The following is a 26,347-nucleotide window of genomic DNA, read 5'->3' as shown; positions in this document are numbered from 1 at the left end:
CGCGCCTGCCCCAGGATTTTCTGCTCCTGCGCGCGGAACTGCTGCGGCGCGGTAGTCGCGTGCGCCTCAGTTTCTTTTTTGGCAGCCAGCGCGCCGGTAAAGCTCGGCTCGTTGGATTTCTTGAGCTGCTCCTCGGTAACGTCCGCCCCCGCCATCTGGCTATCGAGCGACTTCTTACCCTCGTCCAGCGAGGTTTCCTGCGCCGACTTGTTGCCGGGCATGGCGTTGCCCGCGCCGATCGAGCCGGGTGCCGCGCCCGCCTCCTCCGGCTTCATCGGCGTGACAGATTTAGGCTTGGCACCGCGCGGATCGGGAGCGGCTTTCGTCGTCGTCTCGATCGCGCTCTCGGCGTTCTCTTTGTTATCCTTGACCAGGCCCGTCACCTGGCCTTTAAGCTCGCCCGCCTTGCCGGATTGCTTGAACTCGTCGGCTTCTTCCAAGTTATTAGGCGTGATCTTGGCGATAGCCTGGTTGAGCGCGGCAACAAACTGCTGCTTGTTGAACGTTCCAGGCTTTTGCGCGTTCATCTTGCCGACCTGCGCCGCCGCCGCCTGACTGGATACGTCGTTAGCGGGACCGACCGCCGCTGCCTGCGCCTCGGACACCTTGGCTTTGGCGGGAGCGTGCTGCTTCTCTTTGGTGGCGACCTGCTTGGCTTTGGAGGTGATGCTCTGGAAACGTGGATCTTGCTGCGGCGCGGTGCGTCTGGGCGCGCTCGCGGCGGCGCGCTGGATCTGCGGCTGGCTGGTGCTGTTGCTCAACATCCGCTGCACCTGCGCGTTGCCGATGGTGCGCTGCATGTGCTGCATCGCGCGGGCCTGCTGTGGGTTGGGACGGCTCGCCAGGTGGGGCGCAGCAACCGGCTCGGCAGCCTCCGACTGTGGCTCGGCGACATCCTGCTCAGCCGCACGCTGGACAGCCTTTGGAGCCGTCTTGGGCGCGGTGATCTGTCGTTTGTGGATGTTGCGCGTTGCCATCAGTCTATCCTTGAACGTGCTGCTGTTCGAGTTCCGAGTTCAACGTTTCAAGCTCTTGGTGCTCGTCCCCTTGTTCTTTGTTCTCTGCTCTCCGTTTGTTCCCTTGTTCTTCCGTTGGCGCACTAGCCGCGAATCAACGACATATAGCGCCCAAAATCGGACTCCGTCACCAGCTTGCCGAGCTTCTGATATTCGCGTTTGATCGCGCGGATCAAGTGGATCATCTGGATCGGCGTGCTGGCCTCGGCGGCCAGGAAGGCCGAGAGCAGCGCAATGTTGCGGATATTGCCGCCGGCCAGCTTGAACTGCCGCGCCAGAAACGGCAGATCGACATCTTCGGCCAGCGGCGCTTCCGGCGGAAACGCTTTCTGCCAGATCCGCAGACGGTCGGGCTCCTCCGGAAACGGAAAATCGATCGCGACATGCAAGCGCCGCACGAACGCATCGTCCATATTCTTGCGCAGGTTGGTCGCCAGGATCACAATGCCGTCGTACTCTTCCATCTTCTGGAGCAGGTAGCCGACCTCGATGTTGGCGTAGCGATCGTGGGCGTCCTTGACCTCGGAGCGCTTGCCGAAGAGCGCGTCGGCCTCGTCGAAGAAGAGGATCGCGTTGGCCTCGCGCGCCGCGTTGAAGATCCGATCGAGATTTTTCTCGGTTTCGCCGATGTATTTGCTGATCACCGTCGAAAGATCGATCTTGTACAGCTCCAGGCCCAGATCGGCGGCGATGATCTCGGCGGACATCGTCTTGCCGGTGCCCGACGGCCCGGCGAAGAGCGTATTGACGCCCTTGCCCATCGCCAGATGCCGATCGAAGCCCCAGCGCTCCAGCACGGTGTGCCGGTGCCGCACCTGCGAGCTAATCTCGCGCAGCTGGCCGAGCTGATCCGGCGGCAGCACAATATCGTCCCAGTCGTAGGTCGTCTTGATCTTATGCGCCATACTATCCAGCCGTCCGCTCGACTGGGCGCGGCAGGCGATGTAAAAATCCTCGCGGCTGGGCGTGCCGCCATGCCAGCGCGCCAGCGACCGCGCCATGATCACAGCGTCGCGGATCTGTCCGCCGGTCAGCCGGAAGGTGCTGGCTAGCGCTTGAAGCGTCTGCTCGTCGGGCGCATCGCCGTTGAGGCGCGCCTGCCAGATATGCTCGCGCTCGCCGTAGGTCAGCCTCGGCAGCTCGATGCGCAGGAACCAGTTGTGCCGCAGCGCGCCGCGCGCCTCCCAGGCCTGGTCGAGCGGCAAGAACGAGCAGCCACGGTAGCTGTCCAGCGCCGCCAGGAGCGCAGCCTGCCACGCCGCTAGGGAGTCCTCATGCAGCACGCGGTCGCCGCCCAGCCAGAGGATCGCCGCGCCGTTGAGCATGCCCTCGCGCAGCACGCGCTGCACCGCCTCTTCGGGATGAAGATCGCTGGCCGCCAGCCGATCCAGATCGACCGTCAGCAGCGGCAGGCCGACCTCGGTACACAGCGCCTCGGCGGTGGCGCGGCGTCCGCTGCCGTAGCTGCCCTGCAATGCCAGGATCAAGCCATCGGCATGCTCGATCATCGCCTGCCGCAGCCGATTGCGCAGGTCGGTCGGTAGGACCATACTCGCCAGCGCGCGGCGCGGTCTAGTCAGCTTGACGGTCTGATCCAGCAGCGGATCGACGGTCGGCTGATCCAGCAGCGCCGAGACAATGCGGTCGTCGAGCTTGATGAAGCGCGACAGCAGCGGCGGCTGGCGCTGCCCATCCTCGAAAAGCTGGACGATGCGATAGCGGATCAGGGGCGCGTCCGGCGTAAAGGCGGTGCGCGCCGCGATGCGCTCTTCGGGGCTGGCGCACAGCAGCGCGAGCGCAAGATTCACCGATGGCCGCTTTTTGGTGACATCGTCCTGAATGTAGGCGAAAAGCCGCTCATAGCGCAGATCAAGCTCAGGCGCGAGCGCCAGCAGCAGGACATCGCGCTCGAACGGCGAGAAGCCAAAGGTTCGCGCCAGCTTGAGCAGCGGCACGATCGTACCGCTCCGCTCAAGGGCTGCGGCCTGCTCTTCGAGCGCGGCGCGCTCTTCGGCGAGCGCGGCGCGGCGGGCTACAAGCTGTGGCGGCATGGCAGCGCTGCCGCCGCTGAGGATCTCGACTTCGGCATCGGGCACATACAGGCCGCGATAGGTATCGTCGGCCAGCGCGCCAAAGGTATGCTGCGTGAGAGCGATATGCCACGTGAGCAGATCGCGCAGCCAGTTCAGAAGGCTGCTCAGATAGACGTGGCTCTGTGCCTCGGTGCTGTGAAGATCCGCGAGATGATGAGCGACGAGTTGCATACGTGTTGTCTATGTAGAACGATAGCCAGGAATCAAGCGACGCATGGCTGTCGTCCGGGCGATATTCCAGATCCGCGCTAAGGCAATCTTGAAGCAGTGACGGCCAAGCAACCATCACGGCTAGTACCGTCACGGTGCGGGAAGTGTCGGTTACGTGCCACGAGGGGTTACTACATTGTATAACGACTTGCTAAAAGCGCAACGACCAGGGCTGTCTCCGGCATGTAACTCCGGTCCTTGGTTGGGTCCTGGTAAAGGGTTGCTCCCGACTATGACTTTCAGCGCACCGGCCTTTCGGGCCGCAGCCCTTTCGCGCCTCAGCTTACGACGATAGAGGCGGGTATGGCTACGTTCATCCGGTGGTACTTTGGTTCTGGTACGAGCGTACCGTCCGTACAACAGCGCGGCGGGCGAATACCCCTCGGAAGCTGATTCAGCCCGGCGGTCGAGCGGGCGGTGGTTTCTATCGGATTTTCTATCGGTTCGGCGCTTGATGTACGTGGCGGCATGTGCTTCAATCGGGCTAGTGATTCAATGCAAGCTACACCCCCCGGCTCAGGAGGAGATCCGATGAAGGCTCAGCTTCTCGGCGCGCTGAAGCGCCGCCCGTCGCGACTGACTCGTCCTTCCCGTTTTGGGGTCTTGTGTATCATCATGGGGCTGCTGGTGGCGCAGCTTGGCCTGGTAGCCCAGCCGAATCCGGCCAGCGCCCAGACCTCCTGGCAGCTGGTCTGGAGCGATGAGTTCAACGGCACGTCCGTCGATCCCGCCAACTGGACCTTCGAGACGGGCGGCCACGGCTGGGGCAACAACGAGCTCCAGTACTACACCAACGGCAGCAATGCCAGCGTCTCCGGCGGCGTGCTGACGATCACCGCGAACAGGGTAAGCAGCGGCTATAGCTGCTGGTACGGCACCTGCCAGTATACCTCGACGCGCATGAACACCAAGGGCAAGCGCGAGTTCCAGTACGGCAGAATCGAGGCGCGCATGGCGCTGCCGATGGGCAAGGGCATCTGGCCCGCGTTCTGGATGCTCGGCGCGAACTTTCCCTCAACGCCCTGGCCGAACTCCGGCGAGATCGACATCATGGAGCATGTCAACAACGAAAACGTGACCCACGGCACGATCCACTGGGATAGCAACGGCTACGCGAGCTACGGCGGTCCGTCCGGCGCGGTGAACGTCACCACCTACCACACCTACGCGATCGAGTGGGATTCTTCGGCGATCCGCTGGTTCTTGGACGGCACCAAGTTCTGGGAGGCCAACATCCTGAATAATATCAACAGCACCGAGGAGTTTCACAAGCCGTTCTTCATGATCCTGAATCTGGCGGTTGGCGGCAACTGGCCGGGCAGCCCCGACAGCACAACCGTCTTTCCGGCGCGCGTGATGGTCGACTATGTGCGCGTCTATAAGCGCAGCGGCACCACGACGATCAACCCATACAGCACCGTCCAGGCCGAGAGCTACAGCAGCCAGTCGGGAACGCAGGTTGAGGCGTGCAGCGATACCGGCGGCGGTCAGAATGTCGGCTGGATCGCCAACGGCGACTATCTGGTCTTCAATAACGTGGACTTTGGCAGCACCCGCCCGGTGCAGATCCAGACTCGCGTGGCCTCAGGCGCGGCGTCGGGCGTGAGCGGCATCGTCGAGTACCGCATCGACAGCCTCACGGGGCCGCTGCTGGGCAGCTTCTCGATCGCTAACACGGGCGGCTGGCAATCCTGGCGCACCGTTCCGGCCAGCTCCAACGCCGTCACCGGCGTGCATAATCTCTACGTCGTCTTCAAGAGCGGCCAGCCCTCCGACTTTGTGAACCTCAACTGGTTCTACTTCCAGCGCTAGACTCGCTCGTGAACGAAGCGCTGAACAGAAGAACAAAAGAACAAGCGAACAAGGGAGTTAAGCCTTGGTTCGCTTGTTTGCTTGTTTCCTGGCGCTCCCTCCTCGTGCGGTTGAGAGCAGTTTGCAGATCGATTGACCTCCAGAGGCGCAGCAGGATGCGCCCTTCCTCATGATCGCGCTGCTGCCTTTCGGTTACTTGGCGGCGATCGGTAGGGCTACAATGTAGCGCGCCTGTGCTCCGGGCCAGAAGCCGCCGTTCAGCTCATACGGGCTGCCGATGCTCGCGCCCGCGTCATGCTGCCCGATCGTGCCGCTCAGGCCGTACACGCCGCCGCTGCTGTTCATCGCGCCGCCGCCGTCGATCGTGAACCAGTCGATGGCATACTCGGCCAGGGCGCTCTGCGCGGGTGCCACGCCTGCCGCGTGGGATCGCACGCGATCGACGGCGACCAGCGTCACCACGCCGAGCAGCGCCAGGGCAACTAATAGCATCCTCGCTCTCATTGGCCCGCTCCCTCCGGCTGCGGCGCGGGCTGAAGCGGGCGCTCAAGCCGATCGAGGCCCTGGCTGGCGGGCTTGCCGTAGAGTTCGGGGTGGATGTAGCTGCCGCGCTCGGCTGCCGGTTTGTTCTCCTCCACCGGGATGCGATGCGCCTTGGCGTAGGCGTCGTGGCGAATGCCTGTCACCTGCCACGAGACTTTCATGCCCGCCGTGCCCCCGGCGATCGTGAAGCTAGTGCCCGTGATCTCCTTGGCGATGTACAGATTCGGCCCAGGCGCGCCGATCGCCGTGAGCTGGTAACGAAAATCCTGGTTGAGCGCGTCGAACCATGCGGGCATCGTCACCACCGCCGCGCCGTTGTCGTCGAGAGTCACCACGCCGTCGTAGATGTTCTTCATGTCGGGCGACTCGACGAACGAGTGATACAGGTACTTGTTGGCCGGGTCGAGCGGATGATCGATCTTGAACGATCCCGACGATTTGGCGAGATTGCCGCTGATCGAGACGTTGCCGACGAAGATTCCGGCGTAGCTGCTGGCGCTGCTGCTGGTGGTGCGCGCGAAGATCGCATCGCCGTTGGTATTGGAGTTGACCTCGGCGTCGATCGCCTGGCCGTTGCCCGCCGTGCGCGCATACAGCGCCGCGCGCGGATTGGTGCTATTGACCAGCTCTAGCTCGGCGGCGTAGCGGTCGGTGCCGTAGTTGTAGCCGGTGATCGCGCTGCCCTGCCCCGACGAGCCGGTGTCGGCGCGGAATGTGCCGCCGGTGCCGCTGTTGGAGGCGTAGATCGTGGCGAAGGTGCTGTTGCTGCGGAACTCGGCGGCCTGGCCGCTGCCGTTGTTGTCGACCACGAAGGCGCTGCCGCTGGTGCTCGTCGAGGCATCCAGGGGCAGCACCAGCCCCGACGCATAGGGCGCGGCGGTGAGCGGCTGGCGCGGCGTGAGCTGCGTGTAGCTGCCGGTGCTCGCGCCCGGTCGCACGGCGATGTCGAGGTAGTACTGCGTGCCGACGAAGATATTGCCGAAGTCGAGCGTGACGTTGAACAGGCCGTTGGTGACGACGACATCGTTCCGGGTGACGATCGGCCCGGCCTGCGAGCCGCCGACGCTGGCGTCGTAGAGGATGAAGGTAAAATCGTACGTGCCGTTGGCCGGAACGCCGCCATTGGTCAGGCGGCCCTGGTAGGTGAAGGCTCTGGTGGTTGCGGCAAATGTACCAGTGGCGGCGGGCGATGTGGGCCGGGAAGCGCTGGCGGTCGCTCCCATACCGAGCAGCAGACCGAGCACCAGGACGATCGACAGATGGACGTACTTCATGGGGGGAGTCCTTTCCTGTGAGCAACCAGTTTGTACGGCGGGCGAGATGACGAGCCGTTATTGCCGGTGCGCGGAGCGAAACCGCGCGTGGCATGCCGACGGCCTGCGGCGGACAAACAAAACGGCGATCGAAGGCTGTGTGAGTATCTCTATCTTACACGGATGAGCGCCTGCTGCCTACAGGGTGTTGATGCTTGTCGAGGAAGCGCGCGACGACGAGCAATAGTAATGTTGTCTAGCCCCGCGCTCTTCTCTACGGACGCCGACGAGCAGCGGTTACAGGAGGAAAAAGGCGAAGATCGCGTGGGGATGGAAGCCCGCTGCAATCTTCGCCCAGGAGTACGGCGCAGTTTAGCCGAGCGCCAGATCGATCAGCAGCGCGGCGGTCCACGAAAACTGGTCGGTGCCGTGGCCCGCGCCCGTCTCCGGCGTGAAGTGCTCGAAGAAGCCGTTGTCTCGCACCAGCTCGATGATGCGCTGCCGCATCCAGGCGGCGTACGCCTCGAAGCCGTAGCGTCGCAGCCCGTGGTAGATCGCCCAGTCGACGTTGATCCACACCGGGCCGCGCCAGTAGCGGTTGGGCAGGTAGCCGGGCGCGTGCCGATCATAGCAGGGCACGGGGTAGCAGGCATCGTCCAGCGCGCAGAAGGCGTCGGAGTTCAAGTAGCGATACATCCGCTCGGCGCGCGCCTGATCGGGGACTCCGGCGAAGAGCGGCGTGAAGCCCGCCGCGACATGCACATCGACGGGCGCGTCGGCGACCAGATCGTAGTTGATATAGATGCCGTGCTGCTCGTCCCACAGCTTGGCGTCGATCGCGCTGGCGGTCTGTGCGGCCCACGCCTCGAAGATCCCCGGCGACTCGCCGACGATTCGCGCGATCTCGGCCAGATCGCGGCTAGCCTGGCAGAGCAGCGTGTTGAACAAAACGTCCTGAATCAGAAACGGAAAATCGGCGCGAATCCTGGCATCGTCGTAGTCGCGGTCGATCAGCAGCTTGACCAGATACATGTAGTAGTCGTACTCGGTCTTGGTCGGTCGATCGATCGGGTCGACGATCGTGATGTCCACGCGCTGAAACGACGGAATCTGGTCGGGATCGATCGTGATGCGCTCCAGCGCGGCATCCCACAGCGGCGAGTTATCCTGGCCCGACTCCCAGGGATGCTCGATGTAGACCAGCCCCTCGCCGCGCGGATCGCGCTCGCGGTAGAGATAGGCGTGCCAGTCGCGCAGGCGGGGAAACAGCTCGGCCAGAAAGGCGTGGGCGCGAGCGGTATCCTGCGCGTGCCGAAACACATGCAGCGCGGCGGTCGCATGGACCGGCGGCTGGACAATGCCGGTAGTCTGTACGTTCTGGGGCTTGTGGGGGTGATCGACGGTGTGCCACTCGTGCGGCCCCGGAAAATAGTCGCTGGCGGCGGGATTGAAGACAATATGCGGCAGCATGCCGTTGGTCCACTGCCCGGCGAAGAGCGAGCGCAGCTCTTGCTCGGCGCGGGCCTGATCGTAGCGGGCGTAGCCGATCGCGATAAACGCCGAGTCCCAGGACCACTGGTGCGGGTACAGACGCGGCGACGGCTTGGTAAACGCGCCGACCCAGTTGTCGGCGAGCACCGCCCTGGCCTGCTCGATCAGCTCGGTATGCGGTTGATTGGTCATTGGATTCCTTCTGCTTAGCGTATGCTCAGGGAGCTTTTGCCGGAATTCGGATCTCCTGCATCGGCTCAGGATGGGGAATATGTGGGGGCCACCACCCAGAGGGTGCCCGCCCCCGCCTACCGGCGCATTACGGCGCGCCGATCAGGTCACGCTTCGTCTCTGGATCGAAGTAGCGCAGCTTACCAGGATCTGGCCGTAGCCACAAGGGCTGGTTGGCCTGGACCGGAAAATCGACGTGCGTTTGCAGCTTGAGCCGCTGATCGCCGATCAGCGCCGTGATCAGCAGATGCGATCCCAGCGGCTCGATCACCTCGGCCTGAGCCGGCAGCGTATCGGGCGCTGCGGCGGTGCGGGCCTCGATGTGCTCGGCGCGAATGCCGACCAGCACCTCGCGCTCCGGCTGGTGCGTCAATCCAGGCGATGCCGCCAGCGGATGATCGGCCAGGAGCACCTGCGCGGCTCCGTCGCGGCGTTCGAGCCTGCCGCGCAGAAAATTCATCGGCGGATTGCCGATAAAGCTGCCGACAAACTCGCTGGCCGGGCGATCATAGACCTGCATCGGTGTGTCGCACTGCACGATCTCGCCCTGACGCATCACGGCGATGCGGTCGCCCAGGCTGAGCGCCTCAACCTGATCGTGGGTCACATAGATCGTCGTGGCATGAAGATCCTGCACCAGCTTCTTGAGCTCGGCGCGAAAATGCAGCCGCAGCAGCGCATCGAGATTCGACAGCGGCTCGTCCATCAGCAGCACCTTCGGCTCCATCACGATCGCGCGGGCCACGGCGACGCGCTGGCGCTGGCCGCCCGAAAGCTGTGCCGGGTAGCGATCGAGATACGGCTCAAGCTGGAGCAGCCCGGCGGCATGATCGACCTTGCGCCTGACATCGGGGCCGGACTCTTTGCGCATGCGCAGGCCAAAGGCCACGTTCTCGAAGACCGTCAGATGCGGAAAGATGGCATAGCTCTGAAAGACCATCGCGATCTGACGGGCGCGCGGCGGCAGATCGGTAACATCGCGCTCGCCGATCGTGATCCGGCCATGATCGGGATACTCCAGCCCGGCGATCATCCGCAGCAGCGTGGTCTTGCCGCAGCCGCTCGGGCCGAGCAGCACCATGAACTCGCCATCCTCGATCGTCAGATTCACGTCGTCGACGGCGGGCTGCTTCGTGCCGGGGTAGGTCTTGCGGATCGTCTTGATCGTAATCGTCGCCATGCCGCAGCCTCACTTCGTCACTCGTCCCCACATGTTGAGCAGGTAACGGCGCATAAAAAAGATAAAGATCAGCGATGGAACCACCAGCGCGAAGCCGCCCGCGAACCGAAACGGCAGCGGCGAGTCGTTGAGCACGCCCAGGACGTGCGCCGGAAGCGTGCGGTTGCGCACCGTCAGGATCGTCGCGGCAAAGACCTCGTTCCACGAGAGCACAAAGGTGAAGATCGCCGACGCCGCGAGGCCGGGCAGCGCCAGGGGCAGTACAATGCGCCGGAACGCGCCCAGCGGCGTGCAGCCGAGAGTCAGCGCGGCCTCTTCCAGATCTTTGGGCACGCTCATAAAAATGCTGCTTGTCACCAGGATCGTCGTCGGCAGCGCCAGCGCGGTGTGGACCAGCGCGACCGCCAGCAGCGAGTCGTAGAGCCGCCAGGTGATGAACGTCACCGCCAGCGGGATCGACAGGATCACGATCGGAAAGGCGCGCGTCGAGAGGATCAGCAGCTTGAAGGTATCGCGGCCACGAAAGGCGAAACGCGCCAGGGCGTATCCGGCGGGCGCTCCCAGCAGCAGCGAGATCGCCAGCGTGAGCAGCCCCACGAGCACGCTGTTGCGCGCGGCGCGAGTCACGCCCGTAGAGCGCAGAAAGAAGAGCAGCGTCTCGGTGGAAAACTCGGCGGGTACCAGCGCCTTGGGAAAGGCCGAGATCGCCGCGCGCGGGCTGAACGCCGCGATCATGATCAGGTAGATCGGCAGCACCATGAACAGTGAGATCAGCAGCGCGGCGGCGTAGAGCAGCGTGTTGCGGTACACCCGCCGGGGCGGGCCGCTCTGCCGAGGGATGGGCATCGGGACGCTCATGTCACACCTATCGCTTCATCGCGGACGCGCAGCGCTCGCAGGTAAATGCCGGTGTTGAGCACCGAAAAGATCAGGATCAGCAGCGCGTAGGCCGCCGCGACGTTGGGATTGCTGTAGCTGCCGTACCAGTAGTACGCCTCGCCCGCAAGCACGGGCAGGTTGCGCCCGGCCAGCGCGATCACCACCGCGAAGACCTGAAACGCCAGGATCGTGCGCAGGATCAGCGCGACCTGGATGCTCGGAAGCAGCATCGGCAGCGTGACATGCCGCAGGCGCTGCCAGCCGTTCGCGCCAAAGACAGCGGCGGCCTCGCCGTACTCCTTGGGGATCACCTGAAGCCCGGCCAGCAGGATCACCATCACGATCGATGTGGCCCGCCAGGTTTCGGCCAGCACCACCGCCAGGAACATGCTGACCGGGTTTTCGTAGCTCAAAAAGCGAATGCTCGTCTCGCTCAGGCCCAGCCCCACCAGCGCCGAGTTGAGGTAGCCCCGGTCGGCGAAGATCGCCAGCCAGACGATGCCCGCCGCCAGGTCGGAGATCGCCAGCGGGATTGCCCACAGGTAGAGCAGTAGCCCCGTGCCGCGCAGGCCGCTCTGCAGCAGCAGCGCCATGATCAGCGCCAGCACCATTTGCAGCGGCACGATCACGACGATCAGCAGCAGCGTGTTCCGCACGGCGCGCCCGAAGGCGATGTCGTTGACCATGCGGCGAAACGGCTCAAGCGTGAAGGTGCCCGCTTCGTTCTGGAACGCCAGCAGGAGCGCCTGCACCATCGGCCAGACGAAAAAGACCGCCAGAAACACCCCGGCGGGCGCGAGCAGCAGGTACGGTCCCAGGCTGCGCCGTCGCGGGCGGACGGCCAGTGGTGGAGCGGGAACCTTCTCCCGCTCCAGATCGGCTCGCTGCGTTACTTGACCTGACATGGCCCCTCGCTCGGCGGATCGGGCGGCCAGCAACCGGCCTTGGTGTCGTTCAAGATCTGCTGAAGCGTGGTGGCCTGCTGCTCAAGCACCTGCTCGACCGGCTCGTTGTTCAGCACGATGCGCTGGAAGGTGTCGAGATAGACTTTGTTGAACTCGCCGCCCTTCGCGCCCAGGCCCACTGGCAGCAGCGACGGCAGGGCATCGCTGGCCGACGACTGTTTCTGCACGGCCTCGGCTTCGAGGCGCACGCCCGCCGACAGGTCTTGCGGGATCGGGGCGCTGGTGACGGGGAAGAACGCATTTTCACGCAGCGTGGTGATCTGCTGCTCCGGCTGCGTCAGGTACTCGATCAACTGCTCCGCGCCCTGGCGGTTGGGCGCGCCCTTGGGGATCGCCAGACCGGCCAGCACCGGCATGTAGCCGCGACCCTTGGGTCCCGCAGGCGCGGGCAGCAGCACAAAGTCGTCGGGCTTTTCGGTGACGGCGGTGATCAGCCGCGCGGCGTGGTCCCAGGCGATCCAGACCTCCTCGGAGAGCAGCGGCTCCTGCATGAACTCGTAGCTCGTCGACTGTGGATTGGCATGCGCCCACATGTCTTTGAACTCGGTCCACATCTGCGCGGCCTCCGGCGTTTTGAAGCCGGCGACGCCCGACGATCCGGTGTACGATGGGTAGAGATAGCCCTGGAAGAAGCGGTGAATCAGGCCCTTGGGACCGCCCGGAAAGCCCAGCTTACGCTCGCCCGTGGCTTTTTCGACGTTGGCGGCCCACTCGTTGAGCTGCGCGTAGGTCAGCGCGTTCTGGTCCGCGCCCTGCGGCAGATGTTCGAGCGCTTTTTTGTTCACCGCCAGCACATAGGTCGCCTGCATCCACGGCACGTAGTAGCTCTTGTCGGAGCCCATGCGGCTCAGCTCCACAAACGACTCGGGAAAGCCGCGATCCTTGAGCTTCTCCATCAGCGGCGTGAGATCTTCCAGCAGTTGATCTTTGACGAACGGCGCGAAGTCGCCGTGCAGCCCGCCAATGATGCTGATCGTCTTCTGGCCGCCCTGCGCCTCGGCCCGAATACGGTCGTTGAATGGCCCGCCGTCTTCGGGGATGAACTCGACCTGCCCGCCGAATCCGGCGAGGATCGTGTTGCGCATGCGCTCTGCTTCTTCAACTGGCTTGAACTGAGAGGACAGGAAGATCAGCGATCCGGCATCTGCGGACGATCCTGCGGCGCTGGTAGCCGCTTGCGACGCGGCGGGCGCTGCCGAGGCGGCGGGCGACCCGGCAGCCGGTGCTCCGCCCTGGTCGGCAGGCGTGGCGGTCTGGCCGCACGCGCTGATGATCAGCGTCAGGATCAGCATGATCAGCAGGTGGCGGGCGGTGCCTGGACGGGAATGTCGAATCATGAGGGCGCTCCTTTCGATAAACCGTCTGTCGATGGACATGTTCGGTGATCGGACAGGCGCATCGTTCTGTGGGGGGACGCAGCGTGCGGTGCCTTTGCTGAGTGTAGCGGATGTGTCAAGTCGAGGCAATGAGTACTGCTGCGGCTGCGTGCGCCTGGTCGCGTTAAACGCGGCGGCTGGCGGAGCGCTCCACCAGCCGCAGGTACGTATTGTAGGGGCGATGTTATTGGATATTCGTGAACGGGATCGTCAGCAGCGATTGCTGGCCCTGCGTGGTGCTCGCGCTGGTGCGCAGCGACACGGTGTGGGTTCCGATCGCGTTCCAGATCTCAAGCCGGATTCTGCCGTTGCTCAGGTTGCCGAACGTGCCGCTAGCGGACTTCAGGCCGCGCGCCTGAGTATACTGCTCCCAGCCGACCACATCGTTGGTCGCGAAGTAGGTGTAGGTTTCGAGCCGATCGTAGGTGCCGTCGCCGGTGAAATCGTATGAGATGCGCACCTGCGAGCCGTCGCCGACGTTCGCGCCTGCGTCGACGAACATGTTGAAGCCGGTGGTCTTGGTCGAGTCGTAGGTGCCGCTGACGCCGCTGACGGTGTAGACCAGCGGATTATTCGGCGTGCCATCGTAGTTGCCGCCGCCCGCCGAGGGGATTGTATCGGTCGCCGCGCTGCTGCCCTGGATGAAGCTCAGGCTGCTCGCCACGCCCGCGCCCGCGCCGTCGATGACATAGAGCGTGTTGCTCTTGGGCGTGCCTGTGGCGGCGGGATAGAGCTGGCTCTGCGGGATGATCTCCTTGATCTGGCTGGGGCTGGACCATGACAGCCGGGCGAGGGCACCGCCGCCGTTCTCGTAGTATTCCAGCCGGATGTCGTACTTCTGACCGGCGCTGAGCGCGATCGTGCCGCTATTCTCGGTGGGGCCGTGATCGGTCCAGTTGTTGATGATCTGCTGGCCGTTGACCCACAGACGAATGCCGTCGTCGGAGGTGGTGTAGAAGGTGTAGGTTTCGCTGTAGCGCGGCTGCACCTGGCCGGTCCAGCGCGCCGAGAAGGTATCGGCGGCGATCGTCGGGTCGGGCGAGCCAGTGCCCCAGTCGAAGTTGACCGTCGCGTCGGTGCGCGTGACCTTCGGGCTGGTGAAGTCGATGTTGTCGAAGTACTCGCCCTGCAAGCCGGTGCCGTTACCGTTGCCGGGCGGATTGGAGCCGCCGCTGCTGGTCGCCATGCTGCGGGCGGGCACGCTCAACGTCGTGCCGTTGGAGAAGGTCACGGTGATCGCGGTGCTGCCCGGATTGTAGGCCACGTAGGTGCGCGTGCCGCTCTTGTTGAAGACCGCGTAGGTCGGGATGTTGGCGGTGACGCTGCGGTCGAGCTGGCCCATGGCGTTGAGGTTGTGAATCCAGTGGTAGGTGTGCGCCTTGGACTCGCCGCCCTCCGGCACGTAGGCCGCGTTGGCATTGAACTTCGTCACCGCGCCCGGCGCGTCGTTCAGCGCATAGAACGACCAGATGATGTCGCGCCACTCCGTCTCGTCGCCGCCGTTGTTGGTCCGCATATCGTTGTAGTTGGTGGGGATGTAGCCCGGATTGCGGCCAAGGTAGAGCGAGCCGCCGGTGATCGGCAGGAAGTTGATGCCGTGAATCTCCTCAGGATTGGCCGTCCACCACGTGGCGTACGCGCCGCCATCGCCCCAGACGATGCCGACGGTCGAGCGGTTGAAGCCCGCCGGGAAGACCGCGTCGTTGACATCGAACCAGTACTGCTCGATCGCGTTGACCTCGTTGGTGTAGAGGTAGATGCCCAGGTCGCGGATCGTCCGGTTGCCGGTCGCCGCGCCCCACAGGATCAGCGATGTGGAGAAGTTGATCGACTCCGACGACGACTCCTGGTTGTTGCCCGCGCCGAAGCCCGCGTGTCCGGAGGCCCAGCCGTGACCGGCGTAGGCGTCGTAGCTGCGCAGCCGTGGGAAGCGCGTCTCGGTCGCCTCCCAGTTGGCGGCATCTTTGATCAGCAGCTTGACCATGCCGCCCCAGTTGGCATCGGCGGCCCAGGTCGTGTCGTACTGCGCGATCGTCGCCGCCGCCATGATGTAGTAGGCGTAGTGGAAGTGGTGATCGTTCAGCTCGGTGTCGGAGCCGTACTCCGCCGGGTAGCCGATCAGCGTGCCCCAGGTGCTATTGTAGTAGAACAGGTTGCTGCTCTTGCCGTCGGGAGCCTGGAACCAGTCCTGAAGCTTGCCCTTGAGCGCCGAGAGAAAGGCGTCGCGCGCGGCGGTATGGCCGACCTGATCGGCGATGCGCACCAGCGCCGCGATCCGTCCGAGCGCCTTGCCGGTCCAGTAGGTGCCGGTGCCGTTGGGCAGGAAGCTCCCGGCGGCATAGACCTCGTTGACGTAGTTGTAAAGCGTGGTGCGATTGTAGCTGCCTTTATCGGGCAGCGCGGGCAGCACGCCGTTGAAGGCCATGTTTGTGCTGAACGACGCGCCTTGCAGCACCTTCATCGCGCCGCGCGGCGAGACATAGCTGTAGCTCGTCAGCGCGTTTGAGGTGTTGAGCCACTGGTGACGATAGAGCGCCAGCAGCGGTCGTGTCTCGGTGCCCTCCTGGGCGCTGGTTGCGACGTTGTAGGTGGTGGTAAGCTGCGCGGTGGCCTCGTTGTAGCTCCAGCTCACGGTCGAGCCGGTGACGAAGGCGTACGCATGGTTTCTGTAGAAGCTGAGCGTCGCGGCGGTGTTGTCGGGCAGCACGGCTACCGAGAAGTAGCTCTTGCCCGCCAGCGTCGACTGGATCGTCGTGCCGGTGATCGTCCAGGTGGAGCCGCTCGGCGCGAAGATGCCGTAGTGATGGCCGTTGACGGTCACGCCGAGCACGCCGTTGCTGTTCGACCAGATCGTTGGCGGGCCGTTGAAGACGATCAGCGCGTTGCCGCCGCTCTTGCTGGCATAGACGAAGGGCAGGCCGTGGCCGAAGGTGGCCTTGAGGCTGCGCACGCCATCGGACAGCGCGGCGGTCACGGTCCAGTCTGAGAAGCCGTCGACACGCGCGTCGGGCGCGTTCAGCCCGGCCACGCCCAGCATCAGATCTTCGGCGTAGGAGTAGTGATATTCCTGAAGGTAGGACGGATTGCCGGTCGAGATCACCGGGCTGGTCGGGTAGCTGACGCCCAGGCCGCCGGATTTGGCGCGGAACGCCAGCGGATGCGCGTACATGTTCTCGGAGTAGGGATTGCCCGCGTAGCGCTGCCAGGCCAGCGACGACCACCACTTGTTGGTCGGCATCGCGCCCGTGACGTTGGCGGTCTTCTTGGGCGTGACGGCAACGCCGTCGGAGTTGGATGGTACTCTCGCGCCTGCTGGCAGCGTGGTGTTGTAGCTGCCAGCGCCCACTCCGACGGGAGCGGCGGCGGCGGTCGGTGAGCTGTGTGGTGTGATGCTAAACATAATGCTGCTGATCAGAACGAATGTCGTGAGCGCGCGTCCCAGGCGCTGCCACCGATGTGATCGAAACGAATCGTGTGTGATCCTCATCGCGATCTCCTGAGTATCGAAGAATAAAGAACAAAGAATAAAGAACAAAGAATAAAGCACTCGGAACTTTGAAGGCGAAATGCACAACAACATTAAAGCACGGTGATTCGGGCGGCTACAAGATGTCGACCGATAGCATTACCGATAGAAAATCGCAGTGGGCGCTCCGGCGTGTCGGGCTTGTGCGATCGGCGCTGATCGGTAAAAGCTATTTTAATTTATAATGAGGTGGATATACATAAGATCATTGCCGTTCTCCGCGACGAGCAAAGGAGCTTCGATGACCGGCGAGGCGTTTGGGCAATGGGTCAGGCGGTGCCGCAAGGCATGGGATCTCACGCAGGCCGAGCTGGCGCAGCGGGTTGGCTGCGCCGAGATCACGATCCGCAAAATCGAGGCGAACGAAGTTCGGCCTTCGCGTCACTTCATCAATCGGCTGGCCGATCAGCTCAAGATCGCGCCGGACGAGCGCCCCGCCTTTATCGCCGCCGGTCGCGGGCAGCCACAGCGCCAGTTCAACAACCTGCTCGCGCCGCCCAACCCGCTGATCGGACGCGCGCGCGAAGTTGCTGCTGCGTGCCACCGGCTGCGTGATCCCGGCGTGCGGCTGCTGACGCTGACCGGCCCCGGCGGTGCGGGCAAGACCCGGCTCGGCATTCAGATCGCCGCAGAGCTGCTCGACGATTTCCGCGATGGCGTGTGCTTTGTCGCGCTGGCGACCATCGACGATGATAGCCTGGTAGCCTCGACGATCGCACAGGCGCTCGATCTGAGCGAGGCGGGCGGGCAGCCGATCGACGAGCTGCTGAGCAGCTACCTCCGCGATAAGCAGATGTTGCTGGTGCTCGATAATTTCGAGCAGGTAGTTGCAGCCGCGCCTGTGATCGCCGGGCTGCTGGCCCATGCGCGGCAGCTTAAGCTGCTTGTCACCAGCCGCGTGGTGCTGCATCTCTCAGGCGAGCATGAGCTGCCGGTGCCGCCGCTGGCGCTGCCCGACGCGCAAGCGCTGCCGCCGGTCGATGTCCTATCGCAATATGCGGCGGTGGCGCTCTTTGTCGATCGGGCGCGCGCAGTGTCTCCGCGCTTCAGCCTCACGCCCGCGAACGCCACCGCCGTCGCCCAGATCTGTACCCGCCTGGATGGCCTACCGCTGGCGATCGAGCTGGCTGCCGCCTGGATCAAGCTGCTAACGCCGCAGGCGCTGCTTGCCAAGCTGGAGCAGCGGCTCAGCCTGCTGACGGGCGGTGCCCGCGATCTTCCGGCACGTCAGCAAACGCTGCGCGACGCCATCGCCTGGAGCTACAACCTGCTCGAACCCGATGCGCAGGCGCTCTTTCGTCGGCTGGGGGTCTTCGTGGCCGGGTGTACGCTCGAAGCGGTAGAGGCGATCTGCGCCGCCGACACAGATCGCGCGCCGACCACCGAGCGTGAGGCGGTCCTGCGGGGGCTGCTGTCGCTGATCGATCAAAGCCTGCTGCGCCGCGTGGAGGCGACGGACGGCACGGTACGCTTTGCGATGCTGGAAACGCTGCGCGAGTTCGCGCTGGAGTGCATAGCTGCGGCGGGCGAGCTGAATCTGCTCCGGCAGCGGCACGCGCGCTATTTCCTGGCGCTGGCCGAGGCCGCCGGTCCGCACTTGCAGGATACGGAGCAGGAAGCCTGGCTGGATCGGCTTGAGGCCGAGCATGAGAACCTGCGCGCCGCGCTGGATTGGTGCTGCGGCCCGTCTGGCGACGCCGAGGCCGCCTGGTCGCTGGTGGAGTTGCTGTGGGAGTTCTGGCTGGTGCGCGGCTATATCAGCGAGGGCCGGGCCTGGATCGCGACGGTGCAGGCGCTGCCGACGACCAGCCGACCGACGCTGGCGCGGGTCCGCGCGCTGTGTGGCGGCGGTCGGCTGGCGTGGGCACAGAACGACTGGCGGCAGGCGACGCTGCTGCTTGAGGCCAGTCTTGCCATCAGCCGCGAGCTGGGCGATACTGCGGCCAGCGCGTGTACGCTCAACTACCTGGGACAGGTCGCGGAGGCGCAGGGCGCGTACGATCGCGCGGCGACGCTCTTCGACGAAAGTCTGGCGCTGTTTCAGGAGCTTGGCGATCACGAGGGCAGCGCTACGGCGCTGACCAGCCGCGCTCAGATCGCGCAGGCGCAGGGCGATTATCTGTACGCGCTGGCGCTGCTCGAACGCAGCCTGGCGCTGTTTCAGGAGCTTGGCGATCGGCGCGGCTGCGCGGTCGCGATGACCGTGCAGGGCCAGGTGCGGCATGCGCAAGCCGCGTACACGCACGCGGTCGAGCTGTTTGAGGCCGGGCTGACGCTCTTTCAAAGTCTAGGCTACCGTCACGGCATGGCCTGGGCGCTGACCAATCTTGGACAGGCGGTGCTCGCGCAGGGCGCGTACGATCGCGCGGCGACGCTCTTCGACGAAAGCCTGGCGCTGTTTCAGGAGCTTGGCGATCGGCGGGGCTATGCCTGGGCGCTGACCAATCAGGGCCAGGCCGCGCGGGCACAGGGCGATGAACGGAGGGCGGTGACGCTCTTGGAGCGAAGTCTGGCGCTGTTTCAGGAGTTGAACGATCGGCGGGGCTACGCCTGGGCGCTGCTGTATCGGGGCCATGTGGCGCAGGCGCAGGCAGCCTACCATGCCGCCGCGCGCTACTTCGCAGATAGCCTCGGCCTGTTTCGCGCGCTCGACGATGCCTGGTACTGCGTCGAGTGCCTGACCGGTCTGGCGGCGGCGTTTGTGGAGCTGGATCGCCCAGTGGTGGCCGCGCGGCTCTGCGCGGCGGTGGCGGCGCTGCGTGCTACCGGCGACCACCAGGATCTTCCCGCCGAGCACAGCGGCACGCTCGCCGCGCTACGCCTGATGCTGGATGATGCTACGTTTGCGCAAGCTTCCAGCGCAGGCAGCGCTCTGACGCTCGATCAGGCGATCGACGAGGCGCTGGAGCTTGAGCGCATGGTCGGCGGCGCTGCGCCCGTAGGCCATTCAGTCATCGATCAGCACGCCTGGCTGCCCGATTAACATCAGCGCCGCAAGATCGTTCGATCGTCGCTAGATCTTCCCCTGCGGCTGATGATATACTGCCAGCGTGGTATCATGTCCTGTGAAAGGCTGATCGTGGATCATCTGCTTAGGACCCTGCTGCATAGCGCCGTGTTGATCTTTGTAGGTTTTATGATCGATTCCGGTGTGCAGACGGGGCCGCTTTGGATGTTTACCCTCATCACGGGTCTGTGCCTCTACGGCGCGCTCTATGCGCTGATCGGTCGACTCTTTCCAGAGCCGATGATCGCCTGCCCGCAGTGTGGCCTGCCGAATATCACTGAGCGGCGCGTCTGCAAACGGTGTCGTGGGACGATGGAGCAGCTACCGGGCGGCGCGTCTGCATCCGGTACCTAACGATCGCAGAGGCGCGCGACCGTCTCCGAGCGGTGACATATCCTGGCCGCATGCAAACGAATCTCTACGATGGCGGTAAGGTTGGCGATAAGGTTGGTGTGCTACACTTGAATCAAGTCAGATGAACGCTCCCCCTGGTTCATCGACGGGTACCAGCGCCACATGCAGCATCACGTGTCGGGCAACACCCTCCAGCGATACGTGCTGTGGCTGGCGAGCGGAACAAGCGCCGATCATCCTGATCCTTTGTTCGTGCTGGCTGGTGCTACCGAGGCGTAAGCGCACCTACCCCGACGCGCCGAGGCGCCGCCTTCACCCCCCTTACCCCCACTTTTTCCTATGACGTTGGTTTTCTGGCGCATGTGGACCGTCGATCGAGCGCCGTCTGTGGAGCAAAAAAACCACTACCTTGTGGTGCTCGGCCCACCCCCCAGTCGGTCGAGCATCATTCGGTAGTGGATGATCAAAGTATAGCAGCCGACTCGCGATCTGGCAGCCTGTCAAAATGTCCTATTCCGTAGGTAGTACTTTGCTCCGGGTTCCAGGTTCCAAGGAAACAAGAGCGCAAGGGAACAAAGACGTTGGGCGTTTTGTTCCCTCGGTTCTTGGCTCTACGCCAGCCACACCTTGAACGTCTTGATCTCATAGGGCACGATGCCGAAGGTGATCGCTCGATCGTCGTGGCGGGCTGGCTCCTGGTCTTCTTCGAGCAGGTTGCACACGACGGCTCTGCGGATCGGCTGGCCGAAGCTGAGGCTGACCCTGTTGCGCTGGAACTGCTGGCACTCATAGACGCGCACGATCCAGGCGTCCTCGTCTTCCGCCCGCTTGATCGTCTCGACCACCACGTTATCGGCGTCCAGCTCGGCGAAGGCGTAGGTATGCGGCAGCTTGCCCGGCTGCGGCTGCGCGATCGTCTCCAGCAGCAGCGGATAGTTGAGATCATAGCCTTCGCGGACGATCGCGCTTTGGCTCCACGTCCCGGCGTGCGGCAGCAGGCTGTAGGTGAAGACGTGCCTGCCGCGATCTGCCGTCTCATCCGGCCCAATCGGCGACTTGATCAGCGTCAGCCGCAGCACGTTATGCTTCACGTCGTAGCCGTACTTGCAATCGTTGAGCAGCCCGACGCCGTAGCCGCCCTCAGAGAGATCGACCCATTTGTGCGCCACGCTCTCGAAGCGCGCGTAGTCCCAGCTTGTATTCGAGTGCGTCGGGCGCTCGATGCTGCCGAACTGAATATCATAGGTCGCTTTGGTGGCGCGCACGGCCACGGGAAACGCCACCTTCAGCAACACCTGGCGCTCCCGCCAATCGACCTCGGTGCGAAAGTCGATGCGCGGCGAGTGCCCGTAGAGCGTGATCCGCTGCGTGATGAGCGAGTCGTAGAAGCGCCACTGAAGCTCAAGCACGCCGCGCAGCGGCCCCTGCTCGACCACTTCGACGGCGATCAGTTGGTCGATCTCGCGCATCTTCTCATAGAAGTACGGGTCGATGTCCCAGGCGTCGAAGTTCATCGGCTTGTCTTCAAAGACCTGCAAGACGTTGCCGCGCGCCCTGGGCGGCAGCACCTCGCGCTCGTTCTGCTTGTCGAAGAGCGAGACGATCTGGCCGCGCTCGTTCAGCGCGACGCGGTAGAACCGGTTTTCCAGCCGCTCCGGCGCGATCGTGATCGCGTCGGCGCTCTCGGCGTGGTGCTCGCGCGGCACCAGCGGCAACGTCTGGTAGCCCAGCGCGGGAACATCGGTGACTTCCAGCAGCACCTTTTTCAGGCCATGCTCGTCGACGATCTGCGTCGTCGCCTGGGTGCCATCTGGCAGCAGCGCTGTGAGATGCCGCCATTGCTCCGACCACGGCAGCTCGATCAGGCCGGCTCTGGTCCACGAGAGCGAGTTGAAGACGACCACGCTCTCCTGCGCCACGCCGATCCGCTCCACGATCGCGGCGCGTGCCCGGCGCAGCACATCCCCGCCCAGCTCGTTGATCTGCGCGAAGTCCGCGCGGCTATCCTCATAGACCTGGCGGATCGACGATCCCGGCAGAATGTCGTGGAACTGATTGAGCAGCAGCCGCTCCCAGCCCTCCCGCAGCGTCTCGGCAGGATAGAGGCCCTGGCCCGTCAGCACATCGGCCACGGCGCTCAGCCACTCGGCATCGTGGTAGAGCACCTCAGCTTTGCGGTTGGCGCGCTTGATGTGCGCCTGCGAGGTGTAGGTGCCCCGGTGATACTCAAGATACAGCTCGCCGTCCCAGACCGGCACGTCCTGCCCGGCGATGCGCGCCTCAAGCTCGGCAAAGTACGGCTCGGCCTTCGCCAGTTCCACGCGGGGCAATCCCGGCAGATTGCGCATCGTGCGGCCCATCTCGATCATCTCTTTGGTCGGGCCGCCGCCACCGTCGCCCCAGCCGAAGACATGCAGCAGCGTATCGTTGATGTCCTTCTGCTTGTAGTTGTCCCAGATGCCCTTGACCTCGCGCGGCTCCAGCGTGCCGATGTAGGTGTAGTGGTGCGAGTGCTCTTCCGGCGTCGTGACGAAATGCGTCAGCACCTCGCTGCCGTCGATGCCGCGCCAGTGGAAGGTGTCGTAGGGGAAGCGATTGAACTGATTCCAGCTGATCTTGGTCGTCATGAAGTAGTCCAGGCCGCTCTGCTTCATGATCTGCGGCAGCGTCCACGAGTAGCCGAAGACATCGGGCAGCCACAGCACCCTGGTATCGACGCCGAACTCATCGCGGAAGAAGCGCTTGCCGTACAAGATCTGCCGCACCAGCGACTCGCCGCTCGGCAAATTGATGTCGGCCTCGACCCACATGCCGCCGGTCATCTCCCACTGGCCCGCCGCGACGCGCTCTTTGATCTGGGCGTAGATCTCAGGATAATCTTCTTTGACGAACTTGAACAACTGCGGCGATGCGTGCAGGTAGTAGTATTCGGGATACTGCCGCATCAGATGCAGCACCGTCGCGAAGGTCCGCGCCGCTTTCTCGCGGGTGTGGCACAGCCGCCAGAGCCAGGCCAGATCGAGGTGCGAGTGGCCGATGCCGACGACCGTGGGCTTGATCTCGCTGGTCGCCGCCAGGTGCTCGACCTGCCCGCGCAGCACGCGCTCGGCTGCGGCGATCGAGGCGTAGAAAGCGTCGGAGTGCGGCTTGGTAAAATCGATCGTGAGAAACGCGCCGTTGAGCGCGCGCAGCAGCCTGATCCGGCGCAGATCGTTTTCATCCAGCACGTTGACCGCCTTGAGCAGCGTATCGGCCAGATAGTAGAAGCGCTCGGTTGGCTCGTCGATGCGCACAAGCTGCGCCAGCCTGAAGCGCCGCCGGTCAGGCACCGACATCACGCCGCTCCAGGCCTTGAGCGCGATCTGGATCTGCTCGGCTTGCAGCAGCTCAGGCGGCAGCCAGGCCTCGTCGTGCCACACGTCGATCGCCTGGAGCGGCGCGCCATTCACGAACAGCAGCGTCTCGGCGGTGGAGTTGCCGGTATCTCTCGGCCCGACCAGGAAGCGCAGCGCCACTTTGTGATCGCGGAAGTGCGCCGGGATCGGCACCGTGGCGCGAAACCAGGCCACGATGTCGTAGCCGCCCCAGTACTCGCCGACGTTGAAGTCGCGCCAGTCGCGATCGTCGAAGAAGGGGCAGCGCGCGTCGTCGCACTGGCCCTCGAAGAACTTGAAGCTGGGGATCGGCAGGGCCTCGCGGTGGATCGCCTGGCGGATCTCAGGCAGTTGTTTGGCGATCTTTTCTGCGGTGAAAAACATGAACCAGCCCCTTGTAGAGAATAAAGAACAGCGGAACAGAGAACAAACTTTGTTTCAAGGTTCAAGTTTCAAGTTCAAAGTTTCGAGTTCTCCTTGGTTCTCGGTTCTTGGTTCTTCTTTGTTCTTTGTTCTTTGTTTAGCTGTTCTCCCGCTGACCGTTTCCTCCGGCTCCATGATGCTGGGCGAGCGGCGTCGCCGGTAGCGGGACGGCGTGCGGGTCCATCTCCTGCGCGGTCCATTCGAGCAGATTGGTTTCGACGATCGGCAGCGCCGGGTCTTTGGGCACGCGGAACGTCTTGATCTCACACGGGCCGAACGTCGCGCTGATCGTGCGATTCCACTTCGGCAGCCGGATCGTCGCGTCGGTCTGCGCTTTGTGCGTCTCGTAGCAGCGCACGATCAGATCGTCGGACTCCTCGGCCTGTTTCAGCGCGCTGACGACGACGCTGCCCTGCTCGACCGCGAGATACGAGTCGCACTGCGGCAGCGTGCCGTGCTCGTGGTACGTTTCGATCAGCGCGATCGGACGCTGGTTCAGCTCGGCGGCGCGCTTGATCGTGCCCGCCTGCTCCCAGCTTCCGCTGTGCGGCAGCAGCGTGTACGAAAAGCGCTGGATGCCCTGGTCGATGAACGAGTACTGGCCGTCGGGCTGTGGCACGAAGGGATCGTGATGGGCGTAGATCGGGCTGCGCAGCACCGTCAGGCTCAGCTCCTTGTTGCGCACATCGAAGCTGTACTTGCCGTCGTTGAGCAGGCTCAGGCCGTACAGCTCATCCACATCGCGCGACTCGCCCGATACGTCGATCCAGCTCTGCCCCGGCTCTTCCTCGCCGTTGACCGGACGCTCGATGTGCCCATAGGGAATCTCGTAGGTCGCGCGGATAAAGTTGAGGTTCATCGGAAACTTGAGCTTGAGCATTTTGAACTCCTCGCGCCAGTCGACGGTGACATGCACGTCGATCTGCTCAAGCTCGCGATACATCGTAAAATCCTGCACCAGCCGCGACGCGCCGTACTCGCTGGTGACGCGCACGACGGACTTGACCGCGCCGTGCTCGACGAGGCGGACGCTGCGCGCGGTGAAGTCGCCGATCGCCGTGTCGAAGGCCAGCACGTCGTGGCTCCACGTGTCGCTGCGGTCCTCGATCACCACGGGCCGCGCCGCAGGGCCGATAAAAACGTTGAGCTGGCGGTGCTTGTCGTAGAGGCTGCCGATCCAGCCGGTCTGCGGATCGAACTCCAGCCGGAAGCGATCGTTTTCCAGCGAACAGTCCGTAGCGCGCAGCGGCGTGCCCTCGATCGTGTTGGGCCGCGCCGCCACGCGATAGACGCGGTAGCCCAGCGGCGGTAGATCGGCGATAAAGCTCAGCCGGTTGCGTCCGCGCGCCGCAGCCGCCGACTGGACCACCTGCACCGGCACCTGGCGGTCGGTATCGTCCAGCAGCACCTCGGTTTCTTTGAGCCGCCCGAACTCCAGCTCAACGTTGACCGTGCTGGCCCAGGCGTGCGGGTTGAAGACCACAATCGGCTTCATGCCCGCTTCGGGATCGATCTTGATCCGCCAGGCGATCGACTGGATCGCGTCGTTGAGCGCGCGTCCGGCGATCGACATGGCCTCGCCGTACAGGTTGCGCGCGTCGTCGTAGGCCGCCTCGATGCTGGTGCCCGCCAGGATGTCGTGGAACTGGTTGAAGAGCACATTCTTCCAGGCGCGTCCGAAGTCGACGGGGTAGGGCTGACCGGTCAGCCAGTCGGCCAGGCTGGCGTATTTCTCGGCCAGCAGCAGGTGATTCTCGGCCTGACGATTCCAGCGCTTGACGCCGGAGTGCGCCGCGTAGCATCCGCTGGCGTGATGTTGCAGATCGTCGTGGACGACCGGCAGCGGCAGGTCTTGCATGGCAACCGCGCTGAAGAACTGGTCGGGCGTGCTGAAGACCAGCCTGGCAAAGCCCAGGCTCTCGTTCAGACGCCGAATACTCTGCAAGTTCTCTGTGGTCGGGCCGCCGCCGTGGTTGCCGACGCCGTAGAAGCACATGATGTCGCGCAGCGGGTCTTTTAGCTCGGCGATGCAGCGGCGCACATATTTATCGAGGTCTTTGCCCCAGGTGCCGTACTCGTAGGGAATGCGAAAGGTCAGCACGCGCGAGCCGTCGTCGGACTCCCACCAGAAGAGTCGTCCGGGCAGGCCTTTCTCGTTGGGCGACGGGCGCAAAAAGACGTAGGCGTCCATGCCGCTTTGTTTGAGGATCTGCGGCAGCATGCCGTGATGCCCGAAGCTGTCGACGTTGTAGCCCACGCTGGCGGTCACGCCGAACTTGGCCTTGAAGTAGCGCTGCCCGTAGAGCGCCTGGCGCGCAAACGACTCGCCGCAGGGCAGGTTACAGTCGGCCTGCACCCACCAGCCGCCGACGATCTGCCAGCGGCCCTCGGCGATACGCTGCCGGATCTCCGCGAACATCTGCGGATCGTTGTGCTCGACCCACTCGTAGATCGCCGCTGAGCTTGACGTAAACACAAAATCGTCGCTCTCGCGCATGCGGTCCAGCGCCGAGCGGAAGGTCGCTTTCGTCTCCTGAAAGCCTTCCTGCCACTGCCAGAGCCAGACCGGATCGAGATGCGCGTTGCCGATCATATGGAGCGTTGTATCTTTCAT

15 protein-coding genes are annotated in these 26,347 nt (G+C 64.1%); 3 read left to right on the top strand and 12 right to left on the bottom strand.

The window, feature by feature from the left end:
* Together VFZ66_30170 and VFZ66_30165 are read right to left on the bottom strand one after the other, a co-directional pair.
* A partial coding sequence (locus VFZ66_30170; protein HEX6293486.1) for a hypothetical protein occupies nt 1–977 on the bottom strand: 977 nt, incomplete at its 3' end.
* A 122-nt stretch (nt 978–1,099) separates the two neighbouring features.
* The gene (locus tag VFZ66_30165; protein ID HEX6293485.1) at nt 1,100–3,280 is read right to left on the bottom strand and encodes an ATP-binding protein; all 2,181 of its coding nucleotides are present in this window, start codon (nt 3,278–3,280) and stop codon (nt 1,100–1,102) included.
* Nucleotides 3,281–3,850: 570 nt separating this feature from the next.
* On the opposite strand from VFZ66_30165, the gene VFZ66_30160 reads away from it, so the two are divergent.
* Nucleotides 3,851–5,131 carry a carbohydrate-binding protein gene (locus tag VFZ66_30160; protein HEX6293484.1) on the top strand — a complete coding sequence of 427 codons (1,281 nt, stop codon included), beginning with the start codon at nt 3,851–3,853 and terminating at the stop codon, nt 5,129–5,131.
* A gap of 192 nt (nt 5,132–5,323) precedes the next feature.
* On the opposite strand, the gene VFZ66_30155 is transcribed toward VFZ66_30160, so the two are convergent.
* The 8 genes from VFZ66_30155 to VFZ66_30120 form a co-directional block, all read right to left on the bottom strand.
* Nucleotides 5,324–5,623 (bottom strand): hypothetical protein, encoded by a 300-nt coding sequence (locus VFZ66_30155; protein HEX6293483.1) that lies wholly within the window; start codon nt 5,621–5,623, stop codon nt 5,324–5,326.
* Between the two features lie 8 nt (nt 5,624–5,631).
* Nucleotides 5,632–6,948, bottom strand: a complete 1,317-nt coding sequence (locus VFZ66_30150; protein HEX6293482.1) for a hypothetical protein — start codon at nt 6,946–6,948, stop codon at nt 5,632–5,634.
* Nucleotides 6,949–7,299: 351 nt separating this feature from the next.
* Entirely contained in the window at nt 7,300–8,610 is a 1,311-nt protein-coding gene (locus VFZ66_30145; GenBank protein HEX6293481.1) for a trehalase family glycosidase, read from the bottom strand.
* A gap of 127 nt (nt 8,611–8,737) precedes the next feature.
* Complete coding sequence (locus tag VFZ66_30140; GenBank protein ID HEX6293480.1) at nt 8,738–9,829, bottom strand: ABC transporter ATP-binding protein; 1,092 nt, start codon at nt 9,827–9,829, stop codon at nt 8,738–8,740.
* Between the two features lie 9 nt (nt 9,830–9,838).
* Nucleotides 9,839–10,675 carry a carbohydrate ABC transporter permease gene (locus VFZ66_30135; protein ID HEX6293479.1) on the bottom strand — a complete coding sequence of 279 codons (837 nt, stop codon included), beginning with the start codon at nt 10,673–10,675 and terminating at the stop codon, nt 9,839–9,841.
* A gap of 8 nt (nt 10,676–10,683) precedes the next feature.
* Nucleotides 10,684–11,613: a sugar ABC transporter permease gene (locus VFZ66_30130; protein ID HEX6293478.1), complete on the bottom strand. Its 930-nt coding sequence runs from the start codon at nt 11,611–11,613 to the stop codon at nt 10,684–10,686.
* Complete coding sequence (locus VFZ66_30125) at nt 11,598–13,010, bottom strand: ABC transporter substrate-binding protein (protein ID HEX6293477.1); 1,413 nt, start codon at nt 13,008–13,010, stop codon at nt 11,598–11,600. Before VFZ66_30125 ends, VFZ66_30130 begins: the two co-directional genes overlap by 16 nt.
* A 223-nt stretch (nt 13,011–13,233) precedes the next feature.
* Nucleotides 13,234–16,536, bottom strand: a complete 3,303-nt coding sequence (locus tag VFZ66_30120; protein HEX6293476.1) for a glycosyl hydrolase — start codon at nt 16,534–16,536, stop codon at nt 13,234–13,236.
* A 280-nt stretch (nt 16,537–16,816) separates the two neighbouring features.
* On the opposite strand from VFZ66_30120, the gene VFZ66_30115 reads away from it, so the two are divergent.
* Together VFZ66_30115 and VFZ66_30110 are read left to right on the top strand one after the other, a co-directional pair.
* Nucleotides 16,817–19,558 (top strand): tetratricopeptide repeat protein, encoded by a 2,742-nt coding sequence (locus tag VFZ66_30115; protein ID HEX6293475.1) that lies wholly within the window; start codon nt 16,817–16,819, stop codon nt 19,556–19,558.
* A 153-nt stretch (nt 19,559–19,711) separates the two neighbouring features.
* A complete protein-coding gene (locus VFZ66_30110; GenBank protein ID HEX6293474.1) occupies nt 19,712–19,936 on the top strand; it encodes a hypothetical protein in 225 nt (74 codons plus the stop codon).
* 611 nt (nt 19,937–20,547) lie between these two features.
* On the opposite strand, the gene VFZ66_30105 is transcribed toward VFZ66_30110, so the two are convergent.
* Both VFZ66_30105 and VFZ66_30100 read right to left on the bottom strand, forming a co-directional pair.
* On the bottom strand, nt 20,548–23,694 hold the full coding sequence (locus VFZ66_30105) for an alpha-mannosidase (GenBank protein ID HEX6293473.1): 3,147 nt from the start codon (nt 23,692–23,694) through the stop codon (nt 20,548–20,550).
* 136 nt (nt 23,695–23,830) lie between these two features.
* On the bottom strand, nt 23,831–26,347 hold the full coding sequence (locus tag VFZ66_30100; GenBank protein HEX6293472.1) for a glycoside hydrolase family 38 C-terminal domain-containing protein: 2,517 nt from the start codon (nt 26,345–26,347) through the stop codon (nt 23,831–23,833).

The organism is Herpetosiphonaceae bacterium (assembly GCA_036374795.1).
Classification (GTDB): Bacteria; Chloroflexota; Chloroflexia; order Chloroflexales; family Kallotenuaceae; genus LB3-1.
This window is presented reverse-complemented; position numbering and strand designations above follow the sequence as displayed.

What these genes read in the sequence shown, in the direction of transcription:
- VFZ66_30125 (HEX6293477.1), bottom strand. Translation starts at nt 13,010, where the DNA reads ATGATTCGACATTCCCGTCCAGGCACCGCCCGCCACCTGCTGATCATG.
- VFZ66_30105 (HEX6293473.1), bottom strand. Translation starts at nt 23,694, where the DNA reads ATGTTTTTCACCGCAGAAAAGATCGCCAAACAACTGCCTGAGATCCGC.
- VFZ66_30120 (HEX6293476.1), bottom strand. Translation starts at nt 16,536, where the DNA reads ATGAGGATCACACACGATTCGTTTCGATCACATCGGTGGCAGCGCCTG.
- VFZ66_30150 (HEX6293482.1), bottom strand. Translation starts at nt 6,948, where the DNA reads ATGAAGTACGTCCATCTGTCGATCGTCCTGGTGCTCGGTCTGCTGCTC.
- VFZ66_30115 (HEX6293475.1), top strand. Translation starts at nt 16,817, where the DNA reads ATGACCGGCGAGGCGTTTGGGCAATGGGTCAGGCGGTGCCGCAAGGCA.
- VFZ66_30160 (HEX6293484.1), top strand. Translation starts at nt 3,851, where the DNA reads ATGAAGGCTCAGCTTCTCGGCGCGCTGAAGCGCCGCCCGTCGCGACTG.
- VFZ66_30130 (HEX6293478.1), bottom strand. Translation starts at nt 11,613, where the DNA reads ATGTCAGGTCAAGTAACGCAGCGAGCCGATCTGGAGCGGGAGAAGGTT.
- VFZ66_30110 (HEX6293474.1), top strand. Translation starts at nt 19,712, where the DNA reads ATGATCGATTCCGGTGTGCAGACGGGGCCGCTTTGGATGTTTACCCTC.
- VFZ66_30100 (HEX6293472.1), bottom strand. Translation starts at nt 26,347, where the DNA reads ATGAAAGATACAACGCTCCATATGATCGGCAACGCGCATCTCGATCCG.
- VFZ66_30140 (HEX6293480.1), bottom strand. Translation starts at nt 9,829, where the DNA reads ATGGCGACGATTACGATCAAGACGATCCGCAAGACCTACCCCGGCACG.
- VFZ66_30165 (HEX6293485.1), bottom strand. Translation starts at nt 3,280, where the DNA reads ATGCAACTCGTCGCTCATCATCTCGCGGATCTTCACAGCACCGAGGCA.
- VFZ66_30155 (HEX6293483.1), bottom strand. Translation starts at nt 5,623, where the DNA reads ATGCTATTAGTTGCCCTGGCGCTGCTCGGCGTGGTGACGCTGGTCGCC.
- VFZ66_30135 (HEX6293479.1), bottom strand. Translation starts at nt 10,675, where the DNA reads ATGCCCATCCCTCGGCAGAGCGGCCCGCCCCGGCGGGTGTACCGCAAC.
- VFZ66_30145 (HEX6293481.1), bottom strand. Translation starts at nt 8,610, where the DNA reads ATGACCAATCAACCGCATACCGAGCTGATCGAGCAGGCCAGGGCGGTG.